This is a genomic window from Streptomyces sp. SLBN-8D4 (assembly GCF_049739545.1).
GTDB classification, from domain to species: Bacteria; Actinomycetota; Actinomycetes; order Streptomycetales; family Streptomycetaceae; genus Streptomyces; species Streptomyces canus_C.
Genome location: NZ_JBMGQC010000001.1, coordinates 1,885,963 through 1,903,170 on the forward strand (window position 1 = coordinate 1,885,963; position 17,208 = coordinate 1,903,170).

Here is a 17,208-nt window from a genome sequence, read left to right on the forward strand (position 1 = left end):
GCCGTGCTGGACCTGATCCTGCAGCTTTTGCCGCTCGGCGCGGTCGCCTTGTCAGTCCAGCCGGACGGTGAGGAGGACGAGCGTGTCGCTGTCGGCGATAAGCCGGTGACGTTGATCGGGGATGGCCACGAGGACGTCCTCCTGCAGATCCCATTCTCGCTCGGCGGTGGCCAGTCGGGCCCGGCCGGCCAGGCAGATCAGGGTTGCGGCACCGGGGGCCTGGTGCTCGGCGAGTTCACGTCCTGCCGTCAGGGCCAGCAGCGTGGTTCGCAGTCCGGGCGCGGCTACGACGGTGCGTGCGGCCCGCCCGGAGCTGACGGTGCGGGCCTCGGCCAGCAGGTCCTGGCCCAGGCTGCGCAAGGCTACGACCGCTCCGGAGTCGTTCGGGGTCGAGGTCATCGGGTGCGCTCCCATCCGCGGCGGGGCGCGCGGGCTCCGAGCTGGACGTCGCGGCTGCGGTAGACGATGTAGGGGCGGGTCAGGTAGCCCACGGGCGCGGTGAGCATGTGGACGAGCCGGGTGAAGGGCCAGGCCGCGAAGAGCAGCAGGGCGCTGATGGCGTGGAGCTGGAAGAGGATCGGCGTGCCGGTCATCAGGTCCGGGTCGGGCTGGAAGTAGAAGATGCTGCGGAACCACGGGGAGATGGTCTCGCGGTAGTCGTAGCCGCCGCCGACGATGTTCGCGGCCACGGTGGCGGACAGGCCGAGCACGATGGTCAAGGCCAGGGAGACGTACATGGCCTTGTCGTTGCGGGTGGTGGCGGAGAAGACCGGGCCGACGGTGCGGCGGCGGTAGATCAGGATGGCCAGTCCGCCGAGGGTGGCGACGCCCGCGATCGTGCCGAGGACGACCGCGCCGATGTGGTACGTGTGTTCGCTGACGCCGGCCGCCTCGGTCCAGCTCTTGGGGATGACCAGGCCGCCGATGTGGCCCAGGAGCACGACGAGGATGCCGAAGTGGAAGAGCGGGCTGCCGATGCGCAGCAGGCGGTTCTCGTAGAGCTGGGAGGAGCGGGTGGTCCAGCCGAACTTGTCGTAGCGGTAGCGCCAGACGTGGCCGAGGACGAAGACGGCCAAGGCGACGTACGGGAGGGCGACCCACAGCAGGATGCCGCCGGTGCCGACCTCGGCCGCCAGGGTGAGGGGCTGCGCGGGCGCGGTCATCGGGGACCTCCTACGACGGGGTCGGGCAGGAACACCGGGGAGGCGTACGGGTCGAGGCCGACCTGTTCCTCGGGCGGGCCCTGGGCGGCGAGACGCAGGACGGCTTCGCGGTCGTCGCCGGCGAGGGCGGGCAGGGTGGCCGTGACGGAATCCAGCACGGGTGCCCAGGGCGAGCCGTCGTCGTTCAGGGCCAGGCGCAGCAGCTCCAGGCCGGCGCGGTGTCCGGTGAGGAGACCGTGTCCGGTTTCCGGGTCGGTGGCGGCGAATTCGAGGACGACGGCGAGGTGGTCGGGCAGTTCGTCGTCGCCCAGTTGCCATCCGGCTGCGGCGTAGGTCTGTTTCAGCCGCAGGAGGGCGAGGCCGCGCTTCCTGGTGTCGCCGTGCGCGTAGTACGTCAGGTACAGGCAGCAGCGTTTGCGGTGGTCGAAGGTGGCGACGTAGGTGGTGGCCAGGTCGGCGGGGGCGGTCTGCTCGGCGTGTGTGGTGAAGCGGAGCAGTGGGCGGGCGACCGGGTCCGGCAGGGTGGCGGCGACGCGACGGGCCAGGGCGAGGCGCTGCTCGAACTGCTCGTCGGGGTAGGCGAGCAGCAGGGACTGGGCCTGCCAGGCGAGCGGGTGCCAGGAGTGGGGGCGGGTTGCGCGCGTGGTCTTCTTTTTCATGGCTTCGGCTCGGCCTCCCCGCCGTTGTCCGCGCCGGCATCGCTGCCGCCGGGTGGTTGGTCGGGGAAGAGGCCGGGCGGGGAGCCCTTGCCGTCCCAGTTGAGGAGGTTGACGCGGGTGGCCTTGTCGGTAGGGGTGGCCGCAGTGTCGGAGGTCTGCCGGTCACGCAGGGCGTGGAAGTTCTCCACCGCGATCGGGGCGGCGCCGCCGGAGGTCTCGCCGAAGGGGCCGGAGCCGCCCATGCCGGGGCCGCCCTCGTAGTCCAGGCTGCACTCGGTGGCCAGTTCCTCGAGTTTGTGGGCCTGTTCGGCGTGCGCAGGCGGGATGACGTACCGCTCGTCGTACTTGGCGAGCGCCAGCAGCCGGTACATGTCGTACATCTGCTCCTCGCCCATCCCGACCGCCTCCGGGATGGACGCATCCGGCTCACGGCCGAGGTTGATGTCGCGCATGTAGGAGCGCATGGCCGCCAGGCGGCGCAGCACCGCGTCCACCGGGGCCGGATCCCCTGCGGTGAACAGCTGGGCGAGGTAGTCGACGGGGATGCGCAGGGCGTCGACGGCGGCGAACAGGGTGCGGTGGTCCTCGGCGTCCCGGCCGATGTCGCGGACGGCGTCGACGACCGGGGACAGCGGCGGGATGTACCAGACCATGGGCAGGGTGCGGTACTCCGGGTGCAGCGGCAGCGCCACCTTGTAGGAGTTGATCAGGGCGTGGATCGGGGAGCGCTGGGCGGCCTCGACCCAGTCCCGGGGGATGCCTGCCTTCTCTGCCTCACGCATGACGTCTGGGTCGTTCGGGTCGAGGAAGACCTTCCGCTGTGCCTCGTACAGGTCGGTGTCGTCGGGGGTGGAGGCGGCCTCCAGCACCTTGTCGGCGTCGTAGAGGACCAGGCCGATGTAGCGCAGCCGGCCGACGCAGGTCTCGGAGCAGACGGTGGGCAGGCCGACCTCGACACGGGGGAAGCAGAAGGTGCACTTCTCGGCCTTGCCGGTGCGGTGGTTGAAGTAGACCTTCTTGTAGGGGCAGCCGGTCACGCACATCCGCCAGCCGCGGCATCGGTCCTGGTCGACCAGGACGATGCCGTCCTCTTCCCGCTTGTAGATGGCGCCGGAGGGGCAGGAGGCCGCGCAGGACGGGTTGAGGCAGTGCTCGCAGATGCGCGGCAGGTAGAACATGAAGGTCTGCTCGAATTCGAGCTTGATCTTCTCCGAGACCTGGTTCAGCAGCACGTCCTTCTCGCCGTGCTCGGCCGAGCCGCCGAGATCGTCGTCCCAGTTCGCCGACCAGGAGATCTTCATGTCCTTGCCGGTGATCAGAGACTTGGGGCGGGCGACGGGAGTGTGCTCCTGCAGCGGGGCGTTGGTCAGGGTCTCGTAGTCGTAGGTCCAGGGCTGGTAGTAGTCGTCGAGCGTGGGCAGCACCGGGTTGGAGAAGATCGTGATGAGCTTCTTGAACCGCCCGCCCGCCTTCAGCGCGAGACGGCCCTTCTTGTTCAGCTCCCAGCCGCCGCGCCATTTCTCCTGATCCTCGTAGCGGCGCGGGTAGCCCTGGCCGGGCCGGGTCTCGACGTTGTTGAACCACACGTACTCGACCCCGGTGCGATTCGTCCACGCCTGTTTGCAGGTGACCGAGCAGGTGTGGCAGCCGATGCACTTGTCGAGGTTCATCACCATCGCCATCTGGGCCATGACGCGCATCAGTACGTCACCTCTTGATTGCTGCGGCGGCGGATGACAGTGACCTCGTCGCGCTGGTTGCCGGTCGGGCCGAGGTAGTTGAAGGCGTAGGACAGCTGCGCGTAGCCGCCGATCAGATGGGACGGTTTGATCAGCAGGCGGGTCAGGGAGTTGTGGATGCCGCCGCGCCGGCCGGTCGTCTCGGTGCGGGGCACGTCGATCAGGCGGTCCTGGGCGTGGTGCATGTAGACGGTGCCTTCCGGCATGCGGTGCGAGACGATCGCACGGGCGGCCACCACGCCGTTGCGGTTGACCGCCTCGATCCAGTCGTTGTCCTTGACCCCGACCTTGGCCGCATCCTGGGTGCTCATCCAGATCGTCGGCCCGCCCCGGGACAGGGAGAGCATGAACAGGTTGTCCTGGTACTCGGAGTGGATGGACCACTTGTTGTGCGGGGTCAGATAGCGCACGGTCACGCCGAGTTCGCCGACCTCCCCCACTCGGGGTTCGTCGAAGAGTGCCTGCATGTTCAAGGGTGGCCGGTAGACGGGCAGTTGCTCGCCCAGCGCGGTCATCCAGTCGTGGTCGAGGTAGAAGTGCTGGCGGCCGGTGAGGGTGTGCCAGGGCTTGAGACGCTCGACGTTGACGGTGAACGGGGAGTAGCGGCGCCCTCCGGTCTCCGATCCGGACCACTCCGGTGAGGTGATGACCGGCACCGGGGCGGCCTGGGTGTCGGCGAAGGTGATCTGCTTGCCCTCGTGCTCGGCGGCCAGGTCCGCCAACTGCGTTCCGGTGCGGGCCTCCAGGGTGTGGAAGCCCTGGGTGGCCAGATGGCCGTTGGTGGTGCCGGACATCGCCAGGATCGCCTCACAGGCGTGAACGTCGCGGGCGATCGACGGCCGTCCGTCGGCCGCCCCGCCGCGCACGGTGCCGTTCTTGTGCCGCAGGTACTCCAGCTCCCGCTCCAGCTTGAAGGTGACGCCCTTGGTGGTGGCGCCCAGAGTGTCCAGCAGGGGGCCGAGGGCGCCCATCTTGTCGGCGACGGCCTCGTAGTCGCGTTCCACCGTGATCAGCTTGGGCATCGTGCGGCCGGGAACCGGCTCGCACTCGCCCGCCTTCCAGTCCCGCACCCGACCGTGCGGGGTGGCCAGTTCGTCCGGGGTGTCGTGCAGCAGCGGCGCGGCCACCACATCCTTGCGCACGCCGAGATGCCCGGCGGCCTGGCGGCTGAACTCCTTCGCGATCGTGTGGAAGGCGTCCCAGTCGGTGCGGGTCTGCCAGGGTGGGGCGATCGCCGGGTTGAAGGCGTGCACGAAGGGGTGCATGTCCGTGCTGGACAGGTCGTGCTTCTCGTACCAGGTCGCGGCCGGCAGGACGACATCGGAGAAGACCGTGGTGCTGGTCATCCGGAAGTCGAGGGTGAGCAGCAGGTCGAGCTTGCCCTCAGGGGCCTCCTCGCGCCACACCACGTCCTTCGGCCGCGCCTCGGGCGGCGCCTCGGTGGCGCGCACCGAGGCGTCGGTGCCCAGCAGGTGCTTGAGGAAGTACTCGTTGCCCTTGGCCGAGGAGCCCAGCAGATTGGCCCGCCAGATGGTCAGCACCCGCGGGAAGTTCTCGGGTGCGTCCGGATCCTCGCCGGCGAACCGCAGCCGCCCGGCCTTCAGTTCGTCCACGATGTGCTCGGCGACCGGGCGGCCCGCGGTGTCGGCTTCGTCGGCCAGGTCGAGGGGGTTGCGGTCGAAGGTCGGGTACGACGGCATCCAGCCCATCCGCGCCGACTGCGCGATGACGTCCGCCGTGCTCTTGCCAGCGAACGGACCGCCCGTGCCCGGACCGGCCGCCGTGAGGGTATCGGCGGAGAACGGGTCGTAGCGGAACTGGTCCCCATGCAGGTACCAGTACGCCGTCTGGATCATCTGGCGGGCCGGCCGGTTCCAGTCGGCGGCCGTCGCGATCGCCGAGTAGCCGGTGATCGGCCGGACCTTCTCCTGGCCGACGTAGTGCGCCCAGCCGCCCCCGTTGACGCCCTGACATCCCGTGAGCGTGGTCAGCGTGAGGAAGGCCCGGTAGATGGTGTCGGAGTGGAACCAGTGGTTGGTGCCCGCCCCCATGATGATCATGGAGCGGCCGCCTGACTCCTCCGCGTTGGCCGCGAACTCCCGGGCAATACGGGCCGCCCGGTCCGCGTCCACGCCCGTGATGGCGGCCTGCCAGGCCGGGGTGTACGGCTCCTCCGCCTCCTCGTACGAAGACGGCCACCGGCCGGGCAGACCTTCGCGGGCCACCCCGTACTGGGCCAGCAGCAGGTCGAAGACGGTGGTCACCAGGCGCCCGGCCACCCTGCGCACCGGCACCCCCCGCCGCAGCCGTCCCGACCCCCCGTCGGGGGCGTCGAAGCGGGGCAGGTCGACCGCGACCGGTGCCTCGCCGCCGCCCTCGGCGGACAGCAGCGGGTCGGTGTCGCCGAGGTCGAGGTTCCACTTTCCGGCCCCGGCTTCGCCGTAGCGGTCTCCCAGCGTGCCGTTCGGCACCACCGGTTCTCCGGTGGCCGCATCCAGCAGCACGGTCCGGAACTCCGCGTGCTCGGCTCCAGCAGCCTCGCCCCCGAGGTCGGCGGCGGTCAGGAACTTGCCCGGCACGTAGGTGCCCGGCTCGTGCTCGGCCTCGTCGAGAGTGACCAGGAACGGCAGATCCGTGTACTGCTTGACGTAGCCGGTGAAGTACGGGGTGGTCCGGTCGACGAAGAACTCCTTGAGGATCACATGCCCCATGGCCATCGCCAGCGCGCCGTCGGTGCCCGGCTGGGCGGGCAGCCACTCGTCGGCGAACTTCACGTTGTCCGCGTAGTCCGGCGCCACCGCGACGACCTTCTGGCCCCGGTAGCGGGCTTCCGCCATCCAGTGCGCGTCCGGCGTGCGGGTCACCGGCAGGTTCGAACCCCACATGATCAGGTAACCGGCGTCCCACCAGTCCCCCGACTCCGGTACATCGGTCTGGTCGCCGAACACCTGCGGCGAGGCCACCGGCAGGTCCGCGTACCAGTCGTAGAACGACAGCATCACGCCGCCGAGCAGCGAATAGAACCGTGCACCGGTCGCGTGGGAGACCATCGACATCGCCGGAATCGGCGAGAAGCCGGCCAGCCGGTCCGGCCCGTACTCCTTGATGGTGTGCACATGCGCGGCGGCAACCATCTCGGTCGCCTCGTCCCAGCTCGCCCGCACCAGGCCACCCTTGCCGCGCGCCCGCTTGTAGCGGCGGGAGCGCTCCGGGTCGGAGACGATGTCCGCCCAGGCCGCCACCGGATCGCCCAGCCGTTGCTTGGCCTCGCGGTACATCTGCAGCAGGACGCCCCGGACGTACGGGTAGCGCACCCGGGTGGGCGAGTAGGTGTACCAGGAGAAGGCCGCGCCGCGCGGGCAGCCGCGCGGCTCGTACTCGGGGCGGTCGGGGCCGACGGACGGGTAGTCACTTTGCTGGGCCTCCCAGGTGATGATGCCGTCCTTGACGTACACCTTCCACGAGCAGGAGCCGGTGCAGTTCACGCCGTGGGTGGAGCGCACCACCTTGTCGTGCGACCAGCGGTCCCGATAGAACTCGTCCGCCTGCCGGCCGCCCTTGCGGTGCAGCGTGCGCAGGTCGTCGGAGACCTCCGCCCGGGTGAAGAACCGGCGGGAGCGCACCAGGGCCTCCGCCAGATCACTGTCCATGCCTGCCCGTCCCGGGCTGATCTCCGCGCTCACCGTGCCACTCCGCCCCGGGCACCGCGGGCCCGTTCGAAATCGTGATCGGTTCCGGCCGCACACGACTCTACGACCGGCGCCCGCCCGAAGGTCAACAGCCACACCACGGACAACTTGTGGCCTGATAAAGATCGTCTGCGTGCAGGGGCAGTTACCCGGGCTCCACGAGGCCATGGCGACGGCTACCGCCCGCACCCCCCGGCTCGGGATGAGGCGGGGGGTGCGGGGTCTGGTGGGTGTGCTCCCGAGGGCGGGATCGTGGCCGGTCAGGCGGCCGGCCGGGACAGGGCGCCGCCCGCCTCGGTGCGCACAGCTTCGACCGCTTCCCACTCCTCGGTGCTCAGGTTCGCCAGTGCGGCAGGAAAGACGCCGTCCTGCTCCTTGAGAATGTGGTCCCGCAGCAGGGCCATCGCCTCCATCAGCCTCTCCGGCCAGGCCGGGTCCGAGGGTGTCGCGCCGTCGGCGGCCTGGTCGAGCACCGACTCGATGCGGCGGTGCTCGGCCTCCAGGGCGGCGATCTGGTCGGGGAAGTCCCCGGCCAGAGCGGGGAACAGGCCGTGCTCCTCCACCTGGGTGTGCGGGCCGAGCACGGCGACGATCTGGCGGGCGACCTCCGCCATCCGGGCCACCCCACCTTCCTGGTGGGCCGGGCGCAGGTGGCTGATCAGGCGGACCACCTCGTCGTGCTCACGGGTCAGCTCGTCGATCGACGCCAGAGACTGGCATCCGCAGTACTCACACACCGGTCTTCTCCCTGTCCTTCGTTCCCCTTGGCCTCGGCTGCTCGCCCTTATGCGGTGGTGCCGGCGGTGCGGTGCTCGCGCCGACCGCCGGTGCGCGGCTTCCGCGTGCCGCCTTCGGTTGCGGCGCGGACACCGGTGAGGGTGAAGGCCAGCGCCGCGGCGGCCACGATCGCGAGCAGGACGAGACCGGCCGCGTAGGAGCCGTACTCGCCGTACAGCGAGCCCATCACCAGCGGCGGCAGGAAGCCGCCCAGACCGCCCGCGGCGCCGACCACGCCGGTGACGGAGCCGACCTGGTTCGCCGGGGTCCGCAGGGCCACCAGGGCGAAGGTCGCGCCGCTGCCCGCGCCGAGCGCGCCGGCCATGGCCAGGAAGGCGATGGTGCCCACCGGGGCGAGAGCCGGGGTGAACGACTGCACGACCGCTCCGGCCACGACCACGGCCAGCGAGCCGGCCAGCACCCGGACCGGGCTGATGCGGTCCGACAGCCAGCCGCCGACCGGGCGCATCGCGACCGCCAGCAGCACGAAGCCGGCCATGCGGTTCGCGGCGTCCGCCTGGGTGAGGCCGTAGCCGGTCTTGAGGTAGGTGGGCAGGTAGACGGAGAAGGCCACGTAGCCGCCGAACGCGACGGCGTACAGGGCGGATGCCTGCCAGGTGATGCCGAGACGGGCGGTGGCGGCCAGGCGGCGGGCCAGCGGCTCGGTGGGCACGGTGCGGCCGGGGGCGTCGCGCAGCAGCAGCGCGGCGGCCACGGCGTACACGGCCAGGACCGCGGCGGTGATCAGGAACGGGGTCTTCATGCTGTTCGCGTCGACCAGCTTCACGGTGGTCAGGGCGCTGATGGCGGTGCCGCCCATGCCGGCGCCGAAGACGCCGATGGCAAGGCCGCGCCGCTCGGGCGGGAACCAGGCGTTGACGAAGGGCACGCCGACGGCGAAGGCAGTGCCGCCGATGCCGAGGAAGAACCCGCCGACCAGCAGCGCGGCGAGTGAGGAGTGCCCGGCCAGGCCGAGGTAGAGGACCGGCACGATGGTGACCGCCGACACGATCGGGAACATGATCCGGCCGCCGAACCGGTCGGTCAGCGCACCGACCGGAATCCGGCCCAGGGAACCGACCACGACCGGCACCGCCACCAGCAGCGACTGCTGGAACGACGACAGGTCGAGGCCGTCCTTGAACCGCGGGCCCAAGGGGCTCAGCAGCGCCCAGGCCCAGAAGTTCACAGCGAAACCGACCGTGGCCAGAGCCAGCATCAGCCACGCCCGGCCGGACACCGGAGCACCTGACGGCGAGCTCCCGCTCTTCGACTTCAACGACTGGACCATGTTGTCCGTCCCTTTCCTCTGCCTGGTGGTACAGCGCCACCGGGTCCGCACGCGCACCGCAGGCCCCTTGCCTGCCGGCGGCGTCCGGTAACCACTGTCCGCATCCGGACTCTTCGACGGCATGGGCCATGGGTCCCTATCGGCGGACAGACAGTCCCTGGGATCGGGTCCGGCCGTCCCTCCCCGCTCCCACTGCTCCGTGCACCGGATTGCCAGCCCGGCGCACGGGAAACAGCGGCCTCGGCCGGCGCTCCCGAACGGGATCTTCCAAAAGGAGGGCCGGTCGGCCCTACCCCCTCGCGGCGCCTGCGGGGACGCTGGGCTGATGTCCCAGAACGACGCCTTTCGCGCACTCGACCGGCAGGAGTGCCTGCGCCTGCTGAGCAAGGTGCCTGTCGGCCGCGTGGTGTACACCAGGCAGGCACTGCCCGCGGTCCTGCCCATCAACTTCTCCCTGGACGAGGACGCCTCCGTCCTGCTGTGCACCTCGCCGGACTCCGACCTCGTACGCGCCATCGACGGCGTTGTGGTCGCCTTCGAGGCGGACGAGTTCGACGCGGCTGCCCGGTCCGGCTGGAGCGTGGTCGTCACCGGCCGGGCCACCGTGGTGACCGACCCCGCCGAGCACGAACGCCTGTTGCAGGCCGGCCCCAGCTCCTGGATGCCCATGCGGGACGCGGCGTTCGTGCGGATCGAGTCCGAGATGGTCACCGGCCGCGAGCTCAACGGCGCGCTTGCCACGCAGTGAGCCGCACCCCGCAGCGACCGCTGTTGTGACGACCGCCGCGTGGACAAGGCACGAGCCGAGGGCGCGGAGGCAGTCCGTCGGCCCGGACCTCGCATCGCTCCTCACATGAGCACCTCCGGCTCCGCCGCCGTGACGGAACCAGACGCAAGGTATGCAGACGCGCGGGGCGTCCTGGCGCCGTCCGGGCCGTATCCGAAGCGGATCAGCAACTGCGGGCGGCACCCCTGCCTCGATCCGGCCATCGCCGCCCGCAGGTCCGGCCACTCCATCGCCTGGTGCAGCATCGAGGTGCGCACTCCGCGCCCGGTCGCCGTGAGCAGCACGCGCTGAAGGGCCTGGCCCGCCCGCAGCCAGTCCTCCCGCCGGTCGCGGGAGGTCCACAGCAGGGCCACCTGGGCGTGGCGTTCGAAACGCAGGGCGGGCAGCCACGGGGCAGGCGGCGCTCCGGTGAAGTCCCGTACCGGCATTCGCCCGGACGCATCCCGCGGGCCGAGGGCTGTTACGGGAATGCCGTAGGAGGTGTCCGTTCCCGGAGCTGTGATCGAGGCACGGGCCTCGGCCGCACGGGCCGGGTGGACGGCGTTGCGCGCCTCCGCCGCCTCGGTCAGGCGCAACAGGCGCCGGGTCCCCATGATGTCGGGGACGTCCAGGTACGCGCCCTCGGCACGGGCCGAGCTGATCATCTCCGTCACGATCGGCTCCGGCACCGGCCGGCCGGTGAAGGGCATCCGGCTCGTGTGGCGCCGCTCGATGGCCTCATACAGACCGCCCAGAGCCGGCTGCCCGTCGGCCACGGCCCCGACCGTCAGTTGCACCGTGGCCAGCAGGTCAAGATCGTCCGCGGCCGGGAGCAACGTCACGAGGGGGTTCCAGCCCAGATGCGTCGCGGCCAAGCGCAGGTTGAAGACGGCCGCACCCACCGACAGGTACTGGGCACGCCGTTCCGGGTCGGTCCTCGGCAACGCTCGTTCCTGGTCGACACGGACCTCGATCGACCGGCTGTCCGGATCCAGGCGGAACCGCCAGGGCTGGGTGTTGTGGATCGACGGTGCCGCCACCGCCGCGGCCAGCAGGGCCTGAACGGCTGTGGCGTCGACTTCCCGGGTCTGCATCTCGGCTCCTTCACCATGCTCCCCCTCGTATCCGTCAACCCTCCGCAGTCATCCCGCTCCTCGGGAGGGTTGACCGGCCCCTCACAGCGGGCCATGCGGCCTCGATTGACGAGCCGGACGACGCAGAGAGGACCCGACACGCCACGGACGATGAGGCCGGCGTCATCGAGCCGGTGCTGGACCGCTTCGTGGAGTCGGCCCCAGACCCCGGCCCGCGACCAGATCACGAACCGCCGGTGGGGCGTCGACTTCGATATCCCGAAACTCGGTGGCAGAGCCCGCCAGGCACAGCCGCTGACCAGCACGTAGATGATCGCTGCGAACAGCGTCTCATCGGGTGTGTCCCGCGTTCCGCCGCCCTGCGGCCGCACCTTCGACGGTGGGATCAACGGCTTCGCGATCTCCCGCAATCCGTCCGACACGACCCAACTCCACGTCCCCTGCCCCATGTTGGGCCGCCCGCGCGGCGGGATCCGCATCATCACGTGAGGCAGGGCAGGCGCCGGGCGGCGGCTGCCCTGCTGCGCCACCAGGCCGAAGACTCAGCTCGTTTCGGTACCGGTTGCGGGTGGTGCTGCGGGACGGGCACCGCAGCGTCCAGGTGCCCGCGGAGTGCGGGCGCCGTCCGGGCCGTAGCCGAATCGGATCAGCATGTGCGGATGGCACCGCTTGTGTCCCGGCAGAGCCGTCGCGGCCCGTAGGTCAGGCCATTCCATGGCCTGGTGCAGGAGTGAGGTGCGCAGGCCCCGGGCGGTCGCCGTGAGCAGGACGTACTGCAGGCCCTGGCCGGCTCGCAGCCAGTCCTCCCGCCGGTCGTGGGACGTCCACAGCAGGGCCACCTGGACGTGGCGTTCGAACCACAGGGCGGGCAGGCGCAGGGCGGGCAGCGCGGCGGTGAAGTCCCGCATCGGCATCCGTCGGCCCGCGTCGGGCGGGCCGAGGGCGGTGACAGGTATGCCGTAAGGGGTGTCCACTCCGGGGGCGGTGAGCCAGGTGCGGGTTTCAGCGGTGCGGTCCGGGTGGGTGTGGTTGCGTGCCTCGGCCGCCGCGGTCTGGCGCAGCAGCCTCCGTGTGACGGCGATGTCCGGCACGTGCAGGCGGGCGCCGGCCGCGTGCGCGGCCGACGCCATCTCCGCCACGATCGGCTCGGGCACCGGCCGGCCGGTGAACGGCATCCGGCTCGTGTGCCGCCGTGCGATCGCCTCGTAGAGACCGGGGTCCGCCAACTGGTCGTCCGCGCCGAGTGGTTCAGTCAGTCGTACGGTGGCCAGCAGCCCTGGTCGGCGCGGGTCCGGCAGCAGTCTCACCTCCGGCCGCCAGCCCTGGTGGACGGCGGCGAGCCGGAGGTTGAAGACCGCCGCGCCCACGGACATGTACTGGGCGCGGTGCATCGGGTCGGTGAGCGCCAGGGTGCGCTCCGGCGCCGTATGCACCTCCAGCACCTGCTGGTCGGGGTCCAGGCGGAAGCGCCAGGGCTGGGTGTTGTGGATCGACGGCGCTGCCACGGCCGCTGCCAGGAGCGACTCCACGGTGGCGGCGTCCAGCCGGGGTTGGGTACGCATGATGCCTCCTCTTCTCTCTTCGTCGCGGCCGCGGGTCAGGTGGCGGGCAGGGCTGTGGCCAGCAGCACGACGCCGAGCGAGCCGACGAGGGAGACCACCGCCAGGATCCGGGCGAGTTCGGCGCGGCCCTTGGCGTGGGCGATGCCGTGCCCGCCCGCGGCGGCCATCACCACGACGAACAGGGCGAGTTTGGCCGCGAGGGTGCGGCCGTAGCCGGGTTCGGCGAGCGAGGCCCAGGTGACTCCCTTGTGCCACGCCATGGCCCAGCCGGTGGCCAGCTGCGCCGGCAGGAACAGCGCCCCCGTCAGCATGCCGAACCGGCGACCGGCTGCCGCGGTGAAGCGGTCCTTGGCCTCCGGGTCGAGCAGATGGCGGGCCAGCGGCAGGACCACCAGGGTCAGGGCCAGTTGGCCGCCGACCCACAGGGCGGCGCCGGCCACGTGCACGAACCGCACCAGGGACCACCAGCCGACGGTGTCCATCAGCCGCTCACCTCCACCATTCCGTGCGCGCCGGCTTCGGCGTGGCGCATGTCGTGGTCGACGAACGCGTAGTGGCCGGCCTCGGGGAACGTCGTCTCGACGAAGCCGCCCTGCGCCGTGGCCAGGTCCAGCACCTGCGAGCCTCCTGCCTGGTTGGGCTTGAGCAGAAAGGCGCCCTCCTTGTACACGGTGTCGAAGACGGTTCCGACGATGTGGAAGGCGATGCCGTCGGACGGACCGGCGGCGATGACCCAGAAGCGGGCCCGCTCCCCGGCCTTCACCTGCAGGGGCCGCTCGGTGTACTGGTTGGCGACGCCGTTGAACACCCAGGCGTCCGGGGCGTTCTGGCGCATCTTCTTCACCTGGGCGGTGCTGCCCGGCGTGCCGAGGTAGAGCTCGGAGGAGACCAGCACGTACTCGTGGTCGACCTTGGCCATGCCGGGCGGGTCGATGATCACGGCGCCGTACATGCCGTTGCCCATGTGCTGGAGCATGGGTGCGGTGCTGCAGTGGTACAGCCATGCCCCGGCCCTCTCGGCGCGGAAGCGGTAGACGAGGCGTTTGCCGGGCTGGATGGTGCGCATGGGTTTGTCGGGGGCGAGGGAGCCGGCGTGGAAGTCGATGCCATGGCCCATGGTGGGGTCGTCGTTGACGAGGGTGACCTCGAAGACGTCGCCGACCTTGCCGTGCAGGGTGGGGCCCGGTGCGGTGCCGCCGAAGGTCCACATCTTCTGCTGCACTCCCGGGGCGACCTCGACCGTCCTACGGGCGGCGTGCAGTTCGACCTTGTGGGTCGTGCCTCCGGGCGCAGGGGCCAGGTCGGCGGTGCGCTCCTTCCAACCCTTGGTGAAGTCGGCAGACAGGTCGAGAGCGCCGCCGGTGATGGCGGTCATGGAGTGGCCGTCGTGCGCGCTCGCACCGTCGGCGGCACCGGTGACGACGATGTCCATCGTCATCCCGGCCGCCCGGTGGCCCGGCAGAGTGCACCATGCCTCGCGGCTCTTGGTGACCGGTCCGAGGTCGAGTGTGCGGGTGTGGCCCTGGGCGAGCATCGGCGTGGTGGGGCCGTCCTCGACCCTGAGGTCGTGGCGCTGGGTGTCGGTGTTGGTGACCTTCAGCTTCAAGCTGGTGCCTGCGGTGACCTCGATCCGGGCCGGGCGGATGCGCATGTCGGCGAGGGTGACGGCGACGGTGCGGGTGGTTCCGGCTCCCGCACCCGCCGCCCCGGCGGCGCTCGCCTCACTGCTGGTGTCCCCGCCGCTGTTCGCCACGACGATGGCCAGCACGATCAGGACGATCCCCGCCGCAGTGCCCAAAAGGACCGGACGCCGTGACGCCCCGCCCTGCTCCGCATCCCGGAGGAGACCCCGTCCGCTGCGGACCAGTACGCGCACGACGAGGGCGAGGAAAGCGGCCCCGGCCCCGCCGGCCAGCAGCATGCCCGCCGTACGGAGAGGACCGGGCAGCGGCAGCGCCAGCAAGGCCACGCCGAGATTGAGCGCGCTCAGCCGCGCCACCCAGCCCCACTCGACTACCGCCCGCAGCGAAGCCCGCTCCTTGGGACCACTGGACAGCACGATGGGCAGCAAGTAGGTGAGGGCCCCGATGAGGACCTGCGCGACGAGGCCGACGAGCAGCACAGGAAGAAGAGAGCCGAAGTCGTCCCGGACCTCGGCGAGCGGCCGTGCGACCAAGAGCACCAGGTCCGCCGTCACACCGACGCACAGCCATCCCGTGGCGGCGGCCAGCATCCATGCGGCAGCCGCGGAGATCGCGGGCCGCCGGCGCACCGTCCGGGCGAACAGCTGCGCCGCGACGGCGACACCGGCCGCGTAGCAGGCGACACCGGATGCGGCGGCGGGGCGCCAGCCGGCCGACAGCCCGGCGACGGCGGTCAGCAGGCCGCCCCCGGTCAACACCAGCACCCGGCGCGCCAACCGGGTGGTGCGCTCGGCCATGCGCACGCCCAGCACGGTGGGCCACAGCATGAACAGAGTGCCCAGCACGGGCAGTCCGATCCAGCCGAGAAGCGTGACGTGCACGTGAGCCAGCTTCAGGCCGCTGTAGTGCTCCGGCCCGGCCTTGCCGGTGGCCAGCAGCCAGCCCAGCACCGCGCCGATGACCAGTGCCACCGCGGCGGCCCGGTAGTAGTCGGCGATCGGGGCGAGCCGTCCGCCCAGCACGCCCCGGCCCATGCGGACCAGCACCACCAGGTGCGCGGCGATGGCGGTGATCAGCAGCGCACAGCCGACGCCGGTCAGGACGGGCAGGTCGGCCCACACGCCGGTAAGGACGCCCAGCGTGCCGATGTTGACGCCGGCCAGCCGGGCGTTGCTCCACCGCCGGTCCGGTAGTTGGGCGTGGAGCATGGCGACGGCGAAGTGCTCGCTCCACACCACGATGGCGGTGGTGGCGGCGCCGAGCAGGAACAGGTGGATGGCCAGCCAGCGGGCCACCGGCAGCGTCTGCTGGATGCTCGCCGCCAGGAGGGCGAGCACCACCCAGGCCGCGACCAGGACGTGGGCGCCCAGGTGGCGGCTGCGCAGGCCGGACGCCTTGAATTTGCTGGGCGGGCGGCCACCGCCCCCGGCCGGGTCATCGTTCTTGCTGTACACGGTGCTCCTTGCCGCCCTCTGCGGCGGTCGGACCGAGACGGGCCGGCGAGGGCTTGCCCGTGTCGCCGGACAGCAGCGCGGCCAGTTCCCGCTGGTGCGGGAAGGAACCGGGGACGTAGCCGCACCACGGCTCCTCGGCGAACGGGTCGCCGGTGACGCCGTAGGCGCGGGAGCGGGAGCCGCCGCAGACGCGGCGGAACTCGCACTGCCCGCACCGGCCGCCGAGCATGCCGTCCGCTCGCAGGCCGGTGAACAGCGGTGAGGTGCGGTAGATCGACGTGAGCGAGCTCTCGCGCACGCTTCCCGCGCTCAGCGGCAGGAAGCCGCTGGGGTGCACGGTGCCGGTGTGCGAGACGAAGACGAAGCCGCGGCCCGCGTTGACGTCCAGCGGCGGACGCCGGACACGGCGCGTACCGACGTCCAGGCCCAGGACGGCGGCCCTGTCGGTCAACTCCTGGTACAGCGGCCCGAGTCCGAGCACCGCCATATGGTCGTCGCCGCTGTTCGCGAGGATCTGGCGCTGCAGGGCGACGCGGCGGAAGTGGTGGGCTTCGGTGGTCTTGGCGGGCACCGTCAGGCCGACGTCGTAGACGAAGTTGAGGACGTCCTCGACCTCGGCCGCGGTCAGTGCTCCGAGGGTGCGGCCGCGGCCGGTGGGTACCAGGAAGAAGGCGCTCCACAGCATCGCCCCGCGGTCGGCGACCAGGCGGACGATGTCAGGCAGATCGTGCAGGTTGTGCCGGGCGACCGTGGTGTTGATCTGCACTCTCATGCCGAGGGCGCGGGCGGCGTCCCAAGCGTCCAGGGTCCAGCGGAACACCCCGGGTACCCCGCGGAAGGCGTCGTGGATCTCGGCGGTGGAGCCGTCCAGGCTGAGCGAGAGACCCGACGCGCCCGCCGCGTGCAGTTCCCGCAGCCGTTCCTCGGTGAGGGTCGGCGTGCCGGAGGGGGAGACAGCGACCCGGACCCCCACTTCCCTGCCGTGCGCGATGAGTTCGCACAGGTCGGGGCGCTGGAACGGGTCGCCGCCGGTGATCACGAACAGCGGGGCGGGCTTCCCGAAGGCGGCCACCTGGCGCAGCAGGTCCTTGGCGGCGGCGGTGTCCAGCTCTCGCGGGTCACGGTCGGGCACGGCCTCGGCCCGGCAGTGCAGGCAGGCCAGCGGACAGGCCCGGGTGGACTCCCAGATGACGATGAACGGCCGCTCTGCCGCGTCGTGCCGCTGGCGGCGGATGGTGTGGGCGGAGGCGCTCATCGCACGGCCCTTCCCAGCGCCCTCGCGCTGTGTCCGGCCGCCCTGGAGTCAGGGCAGACGAGGCGGGCGGCCGGACGGTGGCCGGGCCGGACCGTGCGCGGCACCCACCGCGAGCG

13 protein-coding genes and 1 pseudogene are annotated in these 17,208 nt (G+C 71.4%); 1 reads left to right on the forward strand and 13 read right to left on the reverse strand.

The features are described 5' to 3' along the window. Positions 1 to 51 precede the first annotated feature (51 nt). From RKD20_RS08655 to RKD20_RS08685, 7 genes are all read right to left on the reverse strand, one after another. Positions 52 to 399, reverse strand: a complete 348-nt coding sequence (locus tag RKD20_RS08655) for a cupin domain-containing protein (RefSeq protein WP_424877192.1) — start codon at positions 397 to 399, stop codon at positions 52 to 54. After that, positions 396 to 1,163 (reverse strand): respiratory nitrate reductase subunit gamma, encoded by a 768-nt coding sequence (gene narI, locus RKD20_RS08660; protein WP_424877193.1) that lies wholly within the window; start codon positions 1,161 to 1,163, stop codon positions 396 to 398. The genes RKD20_RS08655 and narI overlap by 4 nt, the downstream gene beginning before the upstream one ends. After that, entirely contained in the window at positions 1,160 to 1,822 is a 663-nt protein-coding gene (gene narJ, locus RKD20_RS08665; protein ID WP_424877194.1) for a nitrate reductase molybdenum cofactor assembly chaperone, read from the reverse strand. Before narJ ends, narI begins: the two co-directional genes overlap by 4 nt. After that, the gene (gene narH, locus RKD20_RS08670) at positions 1,819 to 3,522 is read right to left on the reverse strand and encodes a nitrate reductase subunit beta (RefSeq protein ID WP_424877195.1); all 1,704 of its coding nucleotides are present in this window, start codon (positions 3,520 to 3,522) and stop codon (positions 1,819 to 1,821) included. Before narH ends, narJ begins: the two co-directional genes overlap by 4 nt. After that, the gene (locus tag RKD20_RS08675; protein WP_424877196.1) at positions 3,522 to 7,211 is read right to left on the reverse strand and encodes a nitrate reductase subunit alpha; all 3,690 of its coding nucleotides are present in this window, start codon (positions 7,209 to 7,211) and stop codon (positions 3,522 to 3,524) included. The genes narH and RKD20_RS08675 overlap by 1 nt, the downstream gene beginning before the upstream one ends. A 299-nt stretch (positions 7,212 to 7,510) precedes the next feature. Then, a complete protein-coding gene (locus RKD20_RS08680) occupies positions 7,511 to 7,987 on the reverse strand; it encodes a hemerythrin domain-containing protein (RefSeq protein WP_424877197.1) in 477 nt (158 codons plus the stop codon). Positions 7,988 to 8,034: 47 nt separating this feature from the next. Then, a complete protein-coding gene (locus RKD20_RS08685; protein ID WP_424883182.1) occupies positions 8,035 to 9,246 on the reverse strand; it encodes an MFS transporter in 1,212 nt (403 codons plus the stop codon). A gap of 397 nt (positions 9,247 to 9,643) precedes the next feature. Between RKD20_RS08685 and RKD20_RS08690 the strand changes: the two genes are divergently transcribed. Continuing rightward, entirely contained in the window at positions 9,644 to 10,066 is a 423-nt protein-coding gene (locus RKD20_RS08690) for a pyridoxamine 5'-phosphate oxidase family protein (RefSeq protein WP_424877198.1), read from the forward strand. A gap of 101 nt (positions 10,067 to 10,167) precedes the next feature. Here the strand turns inward: RKD20_RS08690 and RKD20_RS08695 are convergent, their stop codons facing one another. From RKD20_RS08695 to RKD20_RS08720, 6 genes and pseudogenes are all read right to left on the reverse strand, one after another. Beyond that, a complete protein-coding gene (locus tag RKD20_RS08695; RefSeq protein ID WP_424877199.1) occupies positions 10,168 to 11,178 on the reverse strand; it encodes an Acg family FMN-binding oxidoreductase in 1,011 nt (336 codons plus the stop codon). A gap of 149 nt (positions 11,179 to 11,327) precedes the next feature. Continuing rightward, positions 11,328 to 11,627 (reverse strand): annotated as a pseudogene (locus RKD20_RS08700) (transposase); the annotation flags it as partial. Between the two features lie 93 nt (positions 11,628 to 11,720). Beyond that, positions 11,721 to 12,740, reverse strand: a complete 1,020-nt coding sequence (locus tag RKD20_RS08705) for an Acg family FMN-binding oxidoreductase (RefSeq protein WP_424877200.1) — start codon at positions 12,738 to 12,740, stop codon at positions 11,721 to 11,723. 35 nt (positions 12,741 to 12,775) lie between these two features. Continuing rightward, positions 12,776 to 13,222, reverse strand: coding sequence for a hypothetical protein (locus tag RKD20_RS08710; protein WP_424877201.1), 447 nt, complete (start codon positions 13,220 to 13,222; stop codon positions 12,776 to 12,778). After that, positions 13,222 to 15,837 carry a multicopper oxidase domain-containing protein gene (locus tag RKD20_RS08715; RefSeq protein ID WP_424877202.1) on the reverse strand — a complete coding sequence of 872 codons (2,616 nt, stop codon included), beginning with the start codon at positions 15,835 to 15,837 and terminating at the stop codon, positions 13,222 to 13,224. The genes RKD20_RS08710 and RKD20_RS08715 overlap by 1 nt, the downstream gene beginning before the upstream one ends. After that, on the reverse strand, positions 15,818 to 17,092 hold the full coding sequence (locus RKD20_RS08720; RefSeq protein WP_424877203.1) for a TIGR04053 family radical SAM/SPASM domain-containing protein: 1,275 nt from the start codon (positions 17,090 to 17,092) through the stop codon (positions 15,818 to 15,820). Before RKD20_RS08720 ends, RKD20_RS08715 begins: the two co-directional genes overlap by 20 nt. Positions 17,093 to 17,208 lie beyond the last annotated feature (116 nt).